Genomic DNA, 15,979 nt, shown 5'->3' with positions numbered 1-15,979 from the left:
ACAAGCAAGTGTGAGATCCAAACGGCGCGGGCGTTCGCATAGCAGGTAGACCCAGCGTTAGAGACTGGGCAGCGAATAGAGAGGCGGAAGAATCATGCCACAGAACACAAGCAGTGGGCTTTCGCGCCGGCGGTTTATCCAGGGCTCGGCCGGCATCGGTGGCGGCATCGCCATGGCCAGCTTCGCCGGGGCGTTTGGTATGGGCCAGGCCGAGGCCGCGGCGGCCAACGACGACCCGCAGACAATCCTCAACCTGGCGGCGACGGCCGAGGCGCTGGCGGTGACGTTCTACTACAGCGCGATCACCGGCGCGAAGTTCGCGCTCGACGCCGAGGATGTCGATTATCTCAAGGCCGCGCTCGACGCAGAGCAGTACCACTACGAGTTCCTTACCGGCGCGGGCGGCAAGGCGCTGACGAACCAGTTTTTCGTGCCGGCGAACCTACTGAGCGACGCCGATACGCTGATCAAGACCGGCCTCGCGGCCGAGACGGCGTTTGTGGCGGCGTACCTGGCGGCCACGCGCCGCTTCGCCGAGGCCGGCCAGGGCAAGCTGGCCGCCACCACCGCGCAGCACGCTGCTAGCGAGGCTGTGCACCTCGCGCTGGTGCGCGAGATCGCCGGCTTCCTGCCGAACGACCTGGCCGTGCCCGCCGCGATCTACTACAACGTCTCCGACGCCGTGCCCACGCTGGCGCCATTCCTGAAGGCCGGCAACGGCTTCATCGGGCCAGTGATGATGCCGAACAAGGATCAGGTGAAGGCCGCTATGGGCGACGTGAAGACCATGCGCCCGCCGATGTTCGCGACGCTGTACTAGCTGCCGCCTGTCGCGCTCGCGCAGCCCCCGTTCCCGGCTTGGGAACGGGGGCTTTGTTGTACCACTCACGCAGTTGTGCGTTCAGCCTTCGCAGAGTGGTACTTGATTGTTTCTCTATGTGCGGTTTTCCGTGCTCCGCGCGGAAAACCGCACATAAAGATGGCTGAGTACCATGCTGCCGCAGGCAGACGTGCCGCATTGCGCTGCCGAGGAATCTGTGCTCTGATGTTGGCGCGGAGCGCCATAGCTGAAAACGCGGTACAATCGGCGCGCGACGCAATCAGATGGAGGGAGCTATGCCTGCGATCCGCTGGGGGATTCTTGGAACCGGGAACATCGCCGCGCAGTTTGCGCGCGGCCTCGCCGAGCTGGACGACGCCACGCTGGTGGCGGTCGGCTCGCGCACGCCCGAGGCGGCGGCGGCGTTTGGCCAGCGCTTTGGCGCGGCGCGCGCTCACGGCAGCTACGCCGCGCTGGCGAACGACCCGGACGTCGACGCGATCTACGTCGCGACGCCGCACCCGTTCCATAAAGACAATACGCTGCTGTGCCTGAGCGCGGGCAAGGCGGTGCTGTGCGAGAAGCCGTTCGCGATCAACGCGGGCGAGGCCGCCGAGATGATCGCGTCGGCGCGCGCGCGCGGCGTGTTTCTGATGGAGGCGATGTGGACGCGCTTTCTGCCGCATATGGTGCGGCTGCGCGAGCTGCTGGCCGCCGGGGTGATCGGCGAGGTGCGTATGCTTCAGGCCGACTTCGGCTTCCGCACCGGGTTCGACCCGCGCGGCCGGCTGTTCGACCCCGCGCTCGGCGGCGGCGCGCTGCTCGATGTCGGTATCTACCCGGCGTCGCTGGCGTCGATGGTGTTTGGCGCGCCGGAGCGCATCGCTGGTATGGCGCACCTGGGCGCAACCGGCGTCGACGAGCAGTCGGCGATGATCTTCGGCTATGCCGGCGGCCAGCTGGCGCTGCTCTCGCAGGCGACGCGCACCAACACGCCGCACGAGGCGCTGCTGCTGGGCACGGCCGGGCGCATCCGCGTGCACGGCTCGTGGTGGAAGGCGGCGTCGATGACGCTCTCGCTCGACGGGCAGCCCGACGAGCGGATCGACACACCTTCGGTGGGCAACGGCTACAACTACGAGGCCGCCGAGGTCGGGCGCTGCCTGCGCGCGGGCCTCGCCGAGAGCGCAACCATGCCGCTGGACGAGACGCTGGCAATCATGCGGACGCTTGACGAGGTGCGCGCGCAGTGGGGCCTGCGCTACCCCGGCGAGTAGCCCTGCGCTCTGCCAAGCCATACCCTAGAGCTACTCGATGTCGGGCGGCGGCTCGGGCTCGCCCATCAGGTCGCCGCGCCAGCGCTCGAGCCACTCGAGCGCCTCGCGCAGCCGGGCCGGCGGCGTGCGGCGGTACGAGCTAATGCCGAACTGGCGGAACAGCCCGAGGTACACGCCGCCGTACTCGTTGCGGCGGGTGCGCTCGGCGGCGGCGAGCGCCACGCGCCGCACCGCGCGCGCCAGCAGCTCGGCCTGCGGGTCGTCGATCGCGCCGCCGGCCGCATATGGGTCGGGGCTGGGCGTGTCGTGCAGGCCGCGCGCCTCGAGCTGGCGCTCGATCAGCATCTGGTGGCGCGCCAGCGTGGCCATGCCCAGCGCGGCGGCGTAGGATTGTTCGGCCGGCGACTGGTTGAGCCGCTCGGGCAGCAGCTCGTCTTCCGGGCCGAAGCCCTGCGGCCGGTTGGCCTGCCACAGCACCGAGGCGCACTCGCGCTGAAACAGCTCGAGCCGCGCGCGCGCCGCGTCGTTTACCTTCGCGGCGTCGATACCGGCCAGCCACAGCGGGATGAGGTCGACGCGCAGGCACAGCGCAGGGATTGTGCGCCCGTCCTCAAGCTCAACCGGCAGCGTCTTCGCGCCGGCCGAGAGCACCGCGTGGGCGCGCGCGCGGCGCTCCTGCGGGCCACGCTCAAGGCCCATCAGCATGCACAAGCCAATCAGCGGCACATACGTCTCGTTCGGGTCGAGCTCCTGGATGGCGATGATATCTTCGCCATAGAACGTGAGCGTGCCCTGGCGGCGCGCGGGTTGTCTGGGTGGCATATAGTTCCTTCAGCTCACAGGTTGGCAGGCCGCAGGTTGTCTGGCGCAGACCTGTGACCTGCAAGCCTGCTACTTGCAAACCTACAATGTATACGTGCCGAACTCGCGGCCGATCTCGGCCTCGCCGGCGAAGCCGCCCGCGTGCACCTCGGCGATCGCGTCGGCCGCGCTCATGGTGTAGCGCGGGCTAAAGTGCACCAGCACCAGCCGCCCGGCCTGGGCCGTAGCCGCCACCGTACCGGCCTGGCGCGGCGTGGTGTGGCCGGCGAACGGCTGGGGTGTCGTGGCCTCGTGGATCAGAATGCTCGCGCCGCGCGCCAGGTCTTGCACCGTCGGGCACGGCTCGGTGTCGGCCGAGTAGACCAGCGCGCTGCCGCTGGTGCGATCTTCGAGCCGCAGCGCCAGGCACGGCCGCGGGTGCACCGTGTCGGCCACGCGCAGGCGGTAGCTCGGGCTGTGCAGCGGAACCTCCTGGCCGCCGGCAACCACCACCCACTCGAGCGGCACCTTGTACTGCTCGAGGCCGAAGACGTCGAGGATGCGCCGCACCAGTTCGATCGTCGGCGCGTTGCCGTAGATCGGCAGCGAGCCCTGGAAGCCCGCCAGCGCGAGCTGGAAGATCAGCGCGGGCAGCCCGTTGATATGGTCGGTGTGAGAGTGTGTCAGAAACACCCCGCGCAGCGCCAGCGGGTCGAGCCCGGCGCGCAGAATGCGCTGAAAGGTGCTGCCGCCGGCGTCGATCAGCAGCAGGCCCTCGGGCGCTTCCCAGACCATATGGGTGTTCTCGCGATCCTGGTCGGGGACGGCGGTGCCGACGCCGAGTAAAGTCATTCGGAGCATACGCATCTCCTGTTGGTGTCGCAGTTCGCGGCATGATAGCATACTCTGCCTGAAAGTACAGGCGCGGCTGCGCGCCCCATGCCCGCATGCGGGGGCTACGCGCCCCCGTGCCCTGCTCGTTCGGGGCTGCTTCGGGGCCTACGCGGCCCCGTGCCCCGCGGCAGAGGGCGGCCGCCCGCCCTCTGCACTCCTCCGCTGGGGCGCTGCCCCAGACCCCGTAAAGAATGCCGCCGCAAATGCGATGCCGGTGGCGCATGCCTTGTGGCACCGAATGACGTGTCGGTTTGCCCTGAGGGCATGAGCCTCTCACGTTGCCACTGGCACGGCCCTTCCCGTAGGGCGCGCATCGTGCGCGCCTCGTGCTTGCCTTTCCAAAGGCTTTCGGGGGCTACGCGCCCCCGTGCCCTGCTCGTTCGAGGCTGCTTCGGGGCCTACGCGGCCCCTGCACTCCTCCGCTGGGGGCGCTGCCCCAGACCCCGTAAAGAATGCCTCGTGGCAAACCAACACGTCACTCCACACCACGAGGCATACTCTGCGGTACAAAACAATCTGTCGGCTTGCCCTGAGGCATGAGCGTATCACATTGCTTGCTGGTACAGCATTCTTTCAGCCGGAAAGGTTGTAGGAAAACCGGCAGGGTTTTCCTGCGCGGGGGGCCGGGGGTGCAGCGCCCCGGAACGACCCACCCGCAGGGCTTGCAAGGAGCCGAGACAGAAGCGTAAGCAAACCCTACGCGGGGGGCCGGGGGCCGGGTGCCCTTTGGGCGTGCCCCGGAACGACCAGCTCTTGCGGGGCCGGGGGCGCAGCGCCCCGGAAAAATCGCCAAGCGCTCCACGCCGGCGGCGAATCGTAGTACCATGGCGGCGCGGCGAGACGATGAGGTCGCGCTCCCGCCGCTGAACCGCGCCGCCCGGCCATGTGCGCGCCGGGCGCCTGAGATGGAAACGGAGCAACCATGGCGGCCAAGCTACGCATCCGCGACGTCGAGCGGATCGTCGTCGACGTGCCCTTTACCCCACGCTGCCAGCAGTGGAACGCCCGCGAGGTCTGGCAGTGGCGTATCTCCGAGGTCATCCGCATCACCACCGACACGCCAGGCATCGTTGGCTACGGCGAAACGATCCTGCACTACACGTGGGGCCGCGTGCCCGACGCGGCGATCGAGCGCGTGCGCGGCGGCAACCCCGCCGACTTCCTGGGCGACGATTCGCTCGGCGCGGGCCTGCAGATGGCGCTGTACGACCTGGTCGGCAAGGCGTTGGGCGTGCCGGCCTACCGGCTGTTCAACCTGCCCAAGGTGCGCGACTGGTGCCCGATCTCGTGGTGGAACATCGATATGCCGCCCGAGGCCAATGCCGCCGAGGCGCAGGAAGCGCTGGCGCAGGGGTATACCTCGTACAAGATCAAGGCCCGCCCCTGGTGGGATATCTACGAGCAGGTCGCCGCGATCAGCGCCGTCACGCCCGAGTACTTCCGGCTCGACCTCGACTGGAACAACATGCTGCTGAACGCCGGCAATGCCGCGCCGGTGCTAGCCGAGCTCGACAAGCAGCCGCGCATCGCGATCTACGAGTCGCCGATCATGCAGCGCGACGTTGAGGGCCAGCGCGAGCTGCGCCGCAAGACCAGCCGGCCGCTGGCGCTGCACTTCGGCGAGCCGCCTTTCCCGACCGTGGTGCGCGAGAGTGTGTGCGACGGCTTTGTGGTGAGCGGCGGCGTGGCCGGCGTGCTGCGCCAGGGCGCGCTTGCGGCCGCGTTCGAGAAGCCATTCTGGCTCCAGCTCGTAGGCACCGGCCTTACCACCGCGCTGTCGGCGCACCTCGGCGCGGCGCTGCCGTTCGCGCAGTGGCCCAGCGTGAACTGCCTGAACAACTACGCCGACGATCTGCTCGCCACGCCGCTCGAGATCCGCGCCGGCTGCGTGCGCGTGCCCGAGGCGCCCGGCCTGGGCATTGAGATCGACGAGGCCGCGCTCGATCGCTACCGCATGCAGCCGCCCTACGAGCATCCCGCGCCACGCCTGCTGATGTCGGTGGTCTGGCCGGGCGGCCGCGTGGTGCATTACGCCCAGATGCGGCCACAGTGCTGGGACGACTTCTGGGCTGGCAATCAGCCCGCCCAGGAGCGCGGCGTGACGATGGAGGTGCGCCCCGACGACGGCACGCCCGAGTGGGCTGAGCTGTTCGCCCGCGCCTCGGCCGCGCCTGTGCGCGACCAGCGCTAGCCATCCATTCGCAAGATTGCGCAGATGACAGAACGTACGCGGTCGCCTGCGATAGAGGCTTGTTCTGCCTGCGGCAGCATGAAGAACTACCATCGAGAGGAACTATGAAACTGCTTGTGATTGGTGGAGCGGGCTATGTCGGTGGGCTGGTGCTGCCGCTGCTTGCCGAGCACCACGCCCTGCGCGTGTTCGACCGGCAGCCGCCCGCCAGCGCCGATTGGGAGTATCTGCCCGGCGACGTGAGCGACCTCGACGCGCTGACGCGCGCGGGGGCCGGCTGCGACGCGCTGCTGTATATGGCGATGGGCGACAAAAACTACGCCACGACGCTGGGCATCACCAGCAACTTCGACGTGAATGTGAAAGGCGTGTACCTGGCGCTCGAGGCCGCGCGCCGCAATGGTGTGCCGCACGCCGTGTACGCCAGCAGCATGTCGGTGTACGAGTACAACCTCGAAGATCGCCGGCACATGGCCGAAGATCTGCCGCCCGACGCCAGCGGCCTGTATGGCCTCACCAAACGCCTGGGCGAAGAAGTTTGCCGCAACGCGGCGCGCTCGGGCGGCCCTAGCGTCAACGCGCTGCGGCTGTACCTGCCAATGGCCGACGACGACTGGCAGGCCTATGCGCGCGAGCACGCGCCGACGTTCGCCACCACCGCCGCCGACGTGGCGCGCGCTGTGCTGGCCGCGCTCAGCTACCGCGATGGCTTTCAGGCGTTTACCATCACCGGCGACTACGCCGAGCAGCACATGCTGATGGAGAAGGCCCGCCGCTTGCTCGGCTGGGCGCCGCTCGCCCGCCCGCACGGCGCAGGCTGATGCGCGTACGCCTCAGTAAACGTGTAGGAGTTACGCCGGCTGCGTAAGCCGTATTTATCTAATGAGGAAGCTTATGCCCCGACTCTTTGAAGAGCACACCCGCGAAGAGCTGCGCGCCCTCGCGCCCGAGGCGCTGGTGGTTCTGCCGGTCGGCGCCGTCGAGCAGCACGGCCCGCACCTGCCGGTCGGCACCGACCGCTTCACCGCCGAGTATATCGCGCGCGCCGCCGCCGACGCAGCCGGCGCCAGCATTCCCGTGCTGGTCGCTCCAACGCTGCCGTTCGGTAGCTCGCAGCACCACATACCATTCGGCGGCACGCTCTCGCTCGGCAGCGAGACGTACTACCGGCTGCTGTGCGACCTGTGCGAGTCGCTGATCGCGTGCGGCTTCCGGCGGATCTTTATCTTGAATGGCCACGGCGGCAACAACGAGCTGATCCAGCTGGTGGCGCGCGACCTGGCGCTGCGCCACGATGCCCACCTCGCGGCGGCGGCCTACTGGACGATCGCCTGGGATGCGCTGGTGGCCGAGGGCGCGCAGCAGGCCGCCGGTTTGCCCGGCCACGCCGGCACGTTTGAAAGCTCGCTGATCCTCGCGCTGCGGCCCGAGCTTGTGCACGAGCCGCGCCCGCACCGCGACGCCCCCGCCGACACCGACGCGCGCGGCTTCTACGCACCCTACCGCGCCGAGCTGCACGGCTCGTGGCAGCGTATGCAGGGCTACACCGACAGCCCCGACCAGGCCAGCACCGAGCGCGGGCAGCGCTACCTCGCGGCAATTGTCGACGCGGTGGCGCGCGCGTTTGTCGAGTTCTACCGCATGTGAAGCTTTAGCCGCTCCATTTGATGGCTTTCTTTTTTGCAATGCCCTGCCCGGCGAAGCCGGGCAGGGCATTGCAAAAAGAATAGGACTTACGCAGTTGGAAGGCTCAGCCTTCGGCAGAGCGGTACTATTCTCCGTATCGTGTAGGGTTTTGTGCGCGCAGCGCAGAAAACCCAACACAGCACGTGCTCGGCCGGATGAAGAGCAGCAACTCTAGCCCAGCGTCTGCGGCGGCACCGGGTTGGTGGTGCCGGGGTCGCAGGTGAGCTGGCCACGATACGAGTAGCGCGTGCCGCAGCCGTTTGAGTTGTACTGCGCCCCGCCGGCCGCGTCGTCGAGCTGCTCGTCGTTCAGCTCCTGCACCGTCTCCTTGTTCAGCTCGAGCTTCTTGCCGCCCTTCTTGCCCTTGCTGGCCTTTTTCTGATCGTCAGCGCCCATTGATGTGCTCCTTTCATGCATCGGTTACCAGAGTAATCGAACATGACCGAGGCGCTGGATGAGCTGGCCGCGAAAACCAGTGCGGCGCCCTCGCTTGTGCGGTATTTGCCTGACACGACAAGCGCGGCGAAAACAGCTAGATTCATACGACACAACCTTGCTCTGAATTCATAGCGCCACCGCTGCATGCTGGTGGCCTCACGCTCGATGGAAGTAACAGTAACCGATCTCGAAGGCCGCACATTGGGTGTGGCGACGCTGCGGCGGCTGCCCGACCGGCGGCTCGTGCTGAATGAGCAGCTGGTCATCACCGTGCGCATTGTCGGCAGCCGCACCACGCTGGTCGTCGATGGCCGCCAGGTGTGCGTTGCCACCGCCGACTATGCTCGCGTTCGCGCGGCGGGCTGATGCTCCGTAGCAAAAAGAGGCTTCCATGACCGAAGATGCTCAGCTCAGGCGGCAGATTGAAGTGCTGATCGCCCGCTCGAACTACCTGTACTGGCGCGCGCAGGCGCTTCAGGAGTGCCACGACCTGCTGCTCACGCGCATTGACGCAATCGACCATGCGATCCAGGCGGCGCTCGCCGCCCAGCCACCGGCCGCACAAGCGGGCGACCAGCGGCAGGCTCCTACGGGCGAAAATTGAGCCGGAAAGCTGTATGAGGCTGTCAACGAAGTGCTCTCGTAGTGGCGAACCAACCAAACGCAGTGTCTTGCTGAACGAAGTGAAGCATCCCGAGGCTCTGTGTAGCGGTGTGTTCATTGAGGGGGGAAGCTGCGCTTACCATAACAGTCGCCAGGTTGTAGAGAAACGCAGTGTCATGCTGAACGAAGCTCCGCTTCCTCACCGCTCTGTTCAGCGATGTTCAGTGAGGGAGGGAGGCTGCGCTCGCCATGTTGCCAGACTCTTATCCGCAAGCATGGGAGTTGAGTTTCCAAGAGGGAATGTTTGTCGGCGAGCGCGAGATGTTTGTCGGCGAGCGCGGCAGCTGCGTTTCCGAGCTGAGAAAGCCAAAGCGGCGATGGCTGTGTCGGCCATCGCCGCTTCGACAAGGGGAATGGGAAATGGGACAGCCGTAAGATAGCAGCCGCTGATTAGGAATTGATTAAGCAGCGTGCCATCCGGCAATGCTGTTTTTAGCCCGCCACCCCTTGCAGGAACAACAGCAGGCCACCCAGGCCGCCGATCAGCACCACCAGAAACGATAGCGGATTCGGCCGCAGCATGATCAGGGCGGTGCTGAACACCACTGCGCACCCACCAAGCAGCGCCTGCTGGAACGAGCTTAGCCGTTGAAACATAGTGCACCTCAATCCTACAAATATTATTCAATGCGAGCTATTACATACAACGTTCTACCAGGATCTTCGATTCGCCGCCTGGCCCTGGCAGTACCATCGCGCTGAGTACAGCCCGCTGCGCTGCGCGCCACACCGCGCGCTCGCGCCGCCCACGATCGCCTCGCCGCAGTGCGGCATTTCCGCACGGTGCATGGGCAAAGTATGCTATACTGCACCGTATATGCAATGGGAATGCATCTCATTTGCACACGTACGAGGCTTGCAGCATGTCCGAACTTCAGTACATCCTCGCACTGTTCACGTTTGTCGACAGATTGGCCCATTTGCTTGAGCAAGCGCTTCGTCTTCTGGCCGACTGCCAGGGTGGCGGTCTGCGCGAGACTTCGTTTCGTTCGACATTTGCCGAAGCCTATGGCGATATGCTACGCCACATCGCCGAGTATACCCCGCCAGAAGGCTACGACGACCTGCACCAGCAGATGGTCGCCTATTTCCATATGCATCACACTGCGCTGATAGCCGAGATTGACCAAGATCACGCGACGGCCGAGAACACCTACCGCGAGCTCGACGAGATGCGCAATATCCTTGCCGCAGCTTTCTTGCAGCTGCCCGTGTACCAGCAAGCGCAGCGCGGCTGAGCCGGTTTGATAGCGTTTCATTAGAACTGGCTCAAACTGCCGCGTGTGCTATTGACAAAGCTTGGCCGGGATTCGATAATACCTGCAACGGAATGAACATTCCGCTTTTGCCACCAGGTGTGGCGAAGAGTCCCGTACCGGCTACCTGCGCGCCAGGTCGCCGGGCGGCGCATAGAGGTATGTATGAGCGAAGCAACTTCTCAGACGCCCGAAACGAACCCGAACCTGCCGCTGATCGTGCTCGATGGCGCGGTCGTCTTTCCATATACCGTCGTCAGCCTACCGCTCGACGACGACACCGCCCCGGTGGCCGACGCAGCCCTGAAGGATAACCGGCTGGTGTTGCTGGCCGCTCGCCGCGCCGACGCCGACGCCGACACGCCGCTGAACATGCAGCTGCACCGCGTCGCCACAATCGCGCGGATCGAGCAGGCCGGCACGCTGCCCAATGGCGTCAGCGGCCTGGTGGTGCGCGGCCTCATGCGCGCGCTGCTCGGCGAGCCGTCGCAGGAGGCGCCGTACCTGCGCTTTAGCTACGCCGAGCGCCCCGACCAGTTCGCCGTCACGCCGACGATCAGCGGCCTGGTTACCGAAGTCAAGGCGATCATCGACGCCGTGCTGGTAGCGCGCGAGGTGCCCAACGAGATCCGCAACTTCGTGCGTAGCATCGAAGACGCCGGCCACCTTGCCGACAACACCGGCTACTCGCCCGACTACACTTTCGCCGAGCGCCAGGAGCTGCTCGAAACATTCGATGTCGCCGAGCGCCTGCGCAAGGTGCGCGACTTCTACCAGAAGCAGTACGCCGTGCTCGAGGTGCAGGCGCGCTTGCGCCAGGAGGTGCAAGACAGCTCGGCCAAGCAGCAGCGCGAGTTCTACCTCCGCCAGCAGATGCGCGCCATCCAGAAGGAGCTTGGCGAGGACGACGCCGAGTCGGCTGCGCTCGACGACCTGCGCGAGAAGCTGCTGGCCGCGAACCTGCCCGAGGTCGCCCGCAAAGAGGCCGACCGCGAGCTGCGCCGGCTTGAGCAGATCAACAACTCGTCGCCCGAGTACCAGATGATCCGCACCTACCTTGAGTGGGTTGCCGAGCTGCCGTGGGGCAAGAGCACCGGCGACGCGATCAACGTGGCCCACGCCCGCGATGTGCTCGAGGCCGATCACTATGGCCTTGAGAAGATCAAGGAGCGCATCCTCGAGTACCTGGCGGTGAAGCAGCGCCGCGAGCTACTTGGCGACGCCGACACGCGCTCGCGCGAGCCGATCCTGGCGTTCGTCGGCCCTCCTGGCGTCGGCAAGACGAGCCTGGGCCAGAGCATCGCCCGCGCGCTGGGCCGCAGCTTCGTGCGCATGAGCCTGGGCGGCGTGCGCGACGAGGCCGAGCTGCGCGGTTTCCGCCGCACCTATATCGGCTCGGCGCCTGGCCGGATCATCCAGGAGCTGCGCCGCGCCGGCACGGCCGACCCGGTGATCTTGCTCGACGAGGTCGATAAGATCGGCAACGACTTCCGTGGCGACCCGGCCTCGGCGCTGCTTGAGGTGCTCGACCCCGAGCAGAATAATACGTTCACCGATCACTACCTGAACCTGCCGTTCGACCTGAGCAAGGTGCTGTTCATCGCCACCGCCAACGATTGGGGCACCGTGCCGCCGGCGCTGCGCGACCGCATGGAAGTGATCGAGCTGAGCGGCTATATCGAAGACGAAAAGGTGCACATCGCCCAGCAACACCTGGTGCCCAAGCAGGTGCGCGCCAATGGCCTGCAGCCCGACGAGGTATCGATCCAGGAGGACGCGCTGCGCGACATCATTGGCAACTACACCCGCGAGGCCGGCGTGCGCAACCTCGAGCGCCAGATCGGCAATGTGCTGCGCAAGGTCACCCGCCGGCTGGCCGAGAGCCAGGAAGAGCGAAAGACCGCTGACTCCTCGTCGCCGGTGGACGTAACAAAGGAGTTCGTGCGCACCGCGCTCGGCCGGCCGCGCTTCTACAACGAGGCCAAGGAGCGCATCGACCAGCCGGGCATCGCCACTGGCCTGGTGTGGACTCCGGTGGGCGGCGATATTGTGTTCATCGAGGCCTCGATCGTCGAGGGCAGCAAAGAGCTGAAGATCACCGGGCAGCTTGGCGAGGTGATGCGCGAGAGCGCCGAGGCCGCGCTGACGTACGTGCGCTCGCGGGCCAACTCGCTCGGCATCGACCCGCGCTTCTTCGATACGCACGCCATCCACATCCACGTTCCGGCCGGCGGCGTGCCGAAGGACGGCCCATCGGCCGGCATTACCATGGCCACCGCGCTGGCCTCGGCCGCCACGGGCCGCCTGGTGCGCGACGACGTCGCGATGACTGGCGAGATCTCGCTGCGCGGCCGCGTGCTGCCGATCGGCGGCATCAAGGAGAAGGCGCTGGGTGCGCACCGCTCGGGCATTCACACCATCCTGCTGCCGCGCCGCAACGAGGTTGAGCTTGAAGACCTGCCGCGCGAGGTGTTCGAGGAAATGACCTTCATCCCGGTCGATACGCTCGACGAGGTGCTGGCGCACGCGCTGCGCAAGCCCGGCGATCAGCCTGGCGCTACGCTTGGCTCGATGCTGCTGCGCGAGAGCGAGCCGCTGCCGGCCGCCGAGTAACATTGCCGCGTTTACCCACGAGCGCCGTCCTACCAGGGCGGCGCTCGTCGCATGTATAATACCAAATCCAGCTGATCGCCTGGATTATAGTGGGGGTTCGAGGGCGGCTTCGCCGCCCCCGAAATTTCTTTTTCTTGTGCGGCGCCCGGCTTTGCGGGCGCACAAGAAAACACAAGTGATCAAACGGAGTTGGTATAAGCGTGGCGCTGTGCCGGCCTCGGCCCCAGCCGCGCATGCCTCAGGGCCTGCCGGCAGGTGGCTGCGTGCCGCCCGGCGCGCTGCATAACCACAGCAGCAACACACCAAAGCGGCCGAGATTGCGAGCGTGCCTCGAAGTGGAACCGATCTTCCGCTTCGCCTGAAAACGTGCTATACTCTGCGCGAACTTGCAGTCCGAGGAGTCTGACGCAATGGAACAGGGCAACGGCAGCGGCCGGCGCGAGCGCCGCGACGCGCAGCGCAATCTCGAGCGGGTGCTCAGCGCGGCGCACGAGCTGTTCGCCGAGCGCGGCGCCGACGTGACGATGGAAGAGGTCGCGCGCCACGCCGGCGTTGGCGTCGGCACGATCTACCGGCGCTTCCCCAGCAAAGAGCAGCTGCTCGCGGCGGTGAGCCACGCCGCCTGCGACGACACCCGCGCCTGCCTGGTGGCCGCCGCCGACGCCGCCGCCGATCCGCTGCAGAAGCTCCGCGCGCTGGTGCTGGCGCAGTACCGGCGCGCCGCCGACGGCACAGCCCTGATCGAGCTGCGCTCGCCCGCCGAGGGCCAGGGCGGCGCAGCCGCCGAGCAGCAGCTCTACGACACGCTGCACGCCCTGCTGCGCGACGTGATCGGCGAGGGCCAGCGCCAGGGGCTGCTGCGCCCCGGCGATGCGTCGATGCTGGCGGCGCTGTGCCTCGAGCTGATCAGCCCGCGCGTATTTGCGCACCTCGCCCGCGCCTGCGATGGCACCGGCAACCCCGCCGACCAGATCGTCGGCTTTGTGCTCGGCGGCCTGGGCGCGCAGCCAGCAGCCCATAGACGAACAGAGGAGCAGCCGTGATACAGGCGATCGACCACATCGTCATCCTGGTGAACGACCTCGGCGCGGCCACGGCCAGCTATGCCGCGCTGGGCTTTACCGTGGCGCCGGGCGGCACACACGCCGGCGGCGCAACCCACAATGCGCTGGTGGTGTTCGAAGACGACACCTACCTCGAGCTGATTGCGTTTCTGCGCGACGCGCCCGAGCATCACTGGTGGCCGCACGCCGCCGCTGGCGAAGGATTGATCGACTACGCGCTGCTGCCAAGCGCGATCGCGGCCGACGTCGCGGCGGCCCGCGCGCGCGGCCTGGCGATCGACGGCCCCTACGATGGCGGGCGCGTTCGCCCCGACGGCCAGCGCGTGGCCTGGCAAAGCGCGCGCCCGGCCGCCGCCGGCCTGCCGTTTCTGTGCGGCGATGTCACGCCGCGCGCCCTGCGCGTGCCTGCCGGCGCGCTGCGAACGCACGCCAATGGCGTCACCGGCATCGCCGGCGTCACCGTCGCTACCCCCGACCTTACCGCCACTGCCGCGCAGTACCAGGCGCTGCTCGGGAGCGATGCCGCCGGCTCATCCTTTGCGCTTGGCGCGGCGGCGATCGTCCTCGCCACGCCCGGCGGCGGCGCCATCCCCGGCGCCACGTTGGCTGCGCACCTGGCGCGGCGCGGCGCCGGGCTGTGCGCGCTTACACTGCGCGGCCCGCGCCCAACCGCGTTTGAGCCGGCGCTCACCCACGGCGTGCCGATCGATGTTGTGGCTTGAGTTGCACCCTGCGGCCCGAGGCGCTGAAGAACCTCGCCTGCGGCACAGCACTTCGCTCGGCACGGCAAGGTGTGTTTGCGACCAGCGCGCGTCGGTCTGCGCCCAGGGCTGGTGCAACGTCTTTCGATCCCTCCCCCTTCCCCCTTGTGTGAAGGGCGCGAGCACGGTCTTATGGAGCGAGCCCAGCAACGAATGTCCCTTCGAGAACCTCCCACGGTGACGATCTGCTATGATACCTCGACTGGCGCACCTGATGCTGCGAATGTCCCCTATCTTCGAGACCGTGGGAGAGACTGGTCTGGTGCGCCAGCAGGCGTGTTCTCTGAGGCCGAGTACGATCGCACTCCGGCAGTCTGCCAGGATGCACAAACAAGGTTGGTCCCGAATACGCCGTCGTGCTCGACTGATAGCTCCACCACTCAGGAGGAAGATCATGGATGTGTTAGGAATTGATCTGGCTCAACTGAGCTTTGACGCCACGCTGTTACAGCAAACCGGCAGCAGCCACTATGCCGCGTTTCCCAACACACCTGAAGGCTTTGAGCAACTGGCGACCTGGCTCAGAGAGCACACTGTCAGCAGCCTGCACGCCTGTATGGAAGCCACCAACATCTACTGGCAAGCCTTGGCTAGCTGGTTGCATGCCCAAGACTACAGCGTTAGTGTGGTCAATCCCTCTCGCATCAAGGGCTACGCGATGGCCACGATGCAGCGCAACAAGACCGACAAGCTCGATAGCGCGATTATTGCCAGCTTCTGCGCCAAACACCAGCCCACACTTTGGCAGCCTGCCAGTCAAGAGCAGCAGCGCTTGCGTGCGCTCACTCGCCACCGCGATGATCTGCTGCAAACGCAGTTGCAGCAGCAGAACCGGCTGCGTGACACGACCGACGAACTGGTACGTGCTTCGCTTGAGAGTTTGCTGAAGGCTATCGCCAGCCAATTGGAGACGGTGCAAGAGCAAATCACGCAGCAGTTGCGAGCGCAGGAAAGCTTTCAGGCCAATCTGGCCTTGCTGACCAGTATAGTGGGTATCGGAGTGGTCACCGCCGCCAAGCTGCTCTCCGAATTTGCCGAGCTCGACCAGTACGAGAGCGCCAAGGCGGCAGCGGCCGATGCAGGGCTGACACCCAGCCAGTACGAGTCGGGTACATCGGTGCGGCGTCGGTCGAAGCTGTCGAAAATGGGCAAGGTCGGCATACGAGCAGCGCTGTATTGGCCGGCGATTACTGCCATGCGGCGCTGCCCGGCGATCAAGGCGTTTGCCCAGCGCTTGGCAGCGCGGGGCAAACCCAAAATGGTGATTATCTGTGCAGTGATGCGCAAGTTGGTGCATATCTGCTATGGTGTGCTCAAGCATCAAACGCCTTATGACCCAGCGAAGGCCTTTGGCCACACCTCTCCAGCAACGTAATATCTCTCCCGCGCGCAGGAGGCTGAGCCGTGTTTGCCCGTAGCTGCTGTTTACTTGCACCATAGCTTTGTGTATACTTTGCTAATCCCATACGCTCGCCGCCGGGTGAACTGCTAGTCTCGCCTGCTTTTGAACAGTGA

The 15,979-nt window shown here is 66.3% G+C and carries 16 protein-coding genes; 12 read left to right on the top strand and 4 right to left on the bottom strand.

What is annotated here, in order from left to right:
• Window positions 1-94: 94 nt before the first annotated feature.
• Window positions 95-820 (top strand): ferritin-like domain-containing protein, encoded by a 726-nt coding sequence (locus U0177_RS07795; protein ID WP_409570042.1) that lies wholly within the window; start codon window positions 95-97, stop codon window positions 818-820.
• Window positions 821-1,116: 296 nt separating this feature from the next.
• On the top strand, window positions 1,117-2,097 hold the full coding sequence (locus tag U0177_RS07790) for a Gfo/Idh/MocA family protein (RefSeq protein ID WP_409570041.1): 981 nt from the start codon (window positions 1,117-1,119) through the stop codon (window positions 2,095-2,097).
• A gap of 30 nt (window positions 2,098-2,127) precedes the next feature.
• Here the strand turns inward: U0177_RS07790 and U0177_RS07785 are convergent, their stop codons facing one another.
• Window positions 2,128-2,919, bottom strand: a complete 792-nt coding sequence (locus U0177_RS07785; protein ID WP_409570040.1) for a phage antirepressor N-terminal domain-containing protein — start codon at window positions 2,917-2,919, stop codon at window positions 2,128-2,130.
• 81 nt (window positions 2,920-3,000) lie between these two features.
• A complete protein-coding gene (locus U0177_RS07780) occupies window positions 3,001-3,759 on the bottom strand; it encodes an MBL fold metallo-hydrolase (RefSeq protein ID WP_409570039.1) in 759 nt (252 codons plus the stop codon).
• A gap of 955 nt (window positions 3,760-4,714) precedes the next feature.
• Between U0177_RS07780 and U0177_RS07775 the strand changes: the two genes are divergently transcribed.
• The 3 genes from U0177_RS07775 (at window position 4,715) to U0177_RS07765 (ending at window position 7,630) form a co-directional block, all read left to right on the top strand.
• Window positions 4,715-5,983, top strand: a complete 1,269-nt coding sequence (locus U0177_RS07775) for a mandelate racemase/muconate lactonizing enzyme family protein (RefSeq protein ID WP_409570038.1) — start codon at window positions 4,715-4,717, stop codon at window positions 5,981-5,983.
• Between the two features lie 104 nt (window positions 5,984-6,087).
• On the top strand, window positions 6,088-6,804 hold the full coding sequence (locus U0177_RS07770; protein WP_409570037.1) for an NAD-dependent epimerase/dehydratase family protein: 717 nt from the start codon (window positions 6,088-6,090) through the stop codon (window positions 6,802-6,804).
• 73 nt (window positions 6,805-6,877) lie between these two features.
• Window positions 6,878-7,630 carry a creatininase family protein gene (locus U0177_RS07765; protein ID WP_409570036.1) on the top strand — a complete coding sequence of 251 codons (753 nt, stop codon included), beginning with the start codon at window positions 6,878-6,880 and terminating at the stop codon, window positions 7,628-7,630.
• A gap of 210 nt (window positions 7,631-7,840) precedes the next feature.
• Here U0177_RS07765 and U0177_RS07760 read toward each other — a convergent pair whose 3' ends face one another.
• On the bottom strand, window positions 7,841-8,065 hold the full coding sequence (locus U0177_RS07760; protein ID WP_409570035.1) for a class I lanthipeptide: 225 nt from the start codon (window positions 8,063-8,065) through the stop codon (window positions 7,841-7,843).
• Window positions 8,066-8,272: 207 nt separating this feature from the next.
• Here U0177_RS07760 and U0177_RS07755 point away from each other — a divergent pair, with 207 nt between their 5' ends.
• Together U0177_RS07755 and U0177_RS07750 are read left to right on the top strand one after the other, a co-directional pair.
• Window positions 8,273-8,473 (top strand): hypothetical protein, encoded by a 201-nt coding sequence (locus U0177_RS07755; protein ID WP_409570034.1) that lies wholly within the window; start codon window positions 8,273-8,275, stop codon window positions 8,471-8,473.
• Between the two features lie 25 nt (window positions 8,474-8,498).
• Window positions 8,499-8,711 carry a hypothetical protein gene (locus U0177_RS07750; protein WP_409570033.1) on the top strand — a complete coding sequence of 71 codons (213 nt, stop codon included), beginning with the start codon at window positions 8,499-8,501 and terminating at the stop codon, window positions 8,709-8,711.
• 491 nt (window positions 8,712-9,202) lie between these two features.
• On the opposite strand, the gene U0177_RS07745 is transcribed toward U0177_RS07750, so the two are convergent.
• Window positions 9,203-9,367, bottom strand: a complete 165-nt coding sequence (locus U0177_RS07745; RefSeq protein ID WP_409570032.1) for a hypothetical protein — start codon at window positions 9,365-9,367, stop codon at window positions 9,203-9,205.
• A gap of 266 nt (window positions 9,368-9,633) precedes the next feature.
• Between U0177_RS07745 and U0177_RS07740 the strand changes: the two genes are divergently transcribed.
• The 5 genes from U0177_RS07740 (at window position 9,634) to U0177_RS07720 (ending at window position 15,839) form a co-directional block, all read left to right on the top strand.
• On the top strand, window positions 9,634-10,008 hold the full coding sequence (locus tag U0177_RS07740) for a hypothetical protein (protein WP_409570031.1): 375 nt from the start codon (window positions 9,634-9,636) through the stop codon (window positions 10,006-10,008).
• A gap of 183 nt (window positions 10,009-10,191) precedes the next feature.
• Complete coding sequence (gene lon / locus U0177_RS07735; RefSeq protein WP_409570030.1) at window positions 10,192-12,639, top strand: endopeptidase La; 2,448 nt, start codon at window positions 10,192-10,194, stop codon at window positions 12,637-12,639.
• 410 nt (window positions 12,640-13,049) lie between these two features.
• Window positions 13,050-13,682, top strand: coding sequence for a TetR/AcrR family transcriptional regulator (locus U0177_RS07730; protein ID WP_409570029.1), 633 nt, complete (start codon window positions 13,050-13,052; stop codon window positions 13,680-13,682).
• Window positions 13,679-14,425 carry a VOC family protein gene (locus U0177_RS07725; protein ID WP_409570028.1) on the top strand — a complete coding sequence of 249 codons (747 nt, stop codon included), beginning with the start codon at window positions 13,679-13,681 and terminating at the stop codon, window positions 14,423-14,425. Before U0177_RS07730 ends, U0177_RS07725 begins: the two co-directional genes overlap by 4 nt.
• A 433-nt stretch (window positions 14,426-14,858) precedes the next feature.
• Window positions 14,859-15,839 (top strand): IS110 family transposase, encoded by a 981-nt coding sequence (locus U0177_RS07720; RefSeq protein ID WP_409570027.1) that lies wholly within the window; start codon window positions 14,859-14,861, stop codon window positions 15,837-15,839.
• Window positions 15,840-15,979: the final 140 nt, after the last annotated feature.

This window comes from Kouleothrix sp. (genome assembly GCF_046328425.1).
Lineage (GTDB): Bacteria > Chloroflexota > Chloroflexia > Chloroflexales > Roseiflexaceae > Kouleothrix.
Note: the sequence above shows the minus strand (reverse complement) of the source record. Positions and strands in the feature narration are given on the sequence as shown.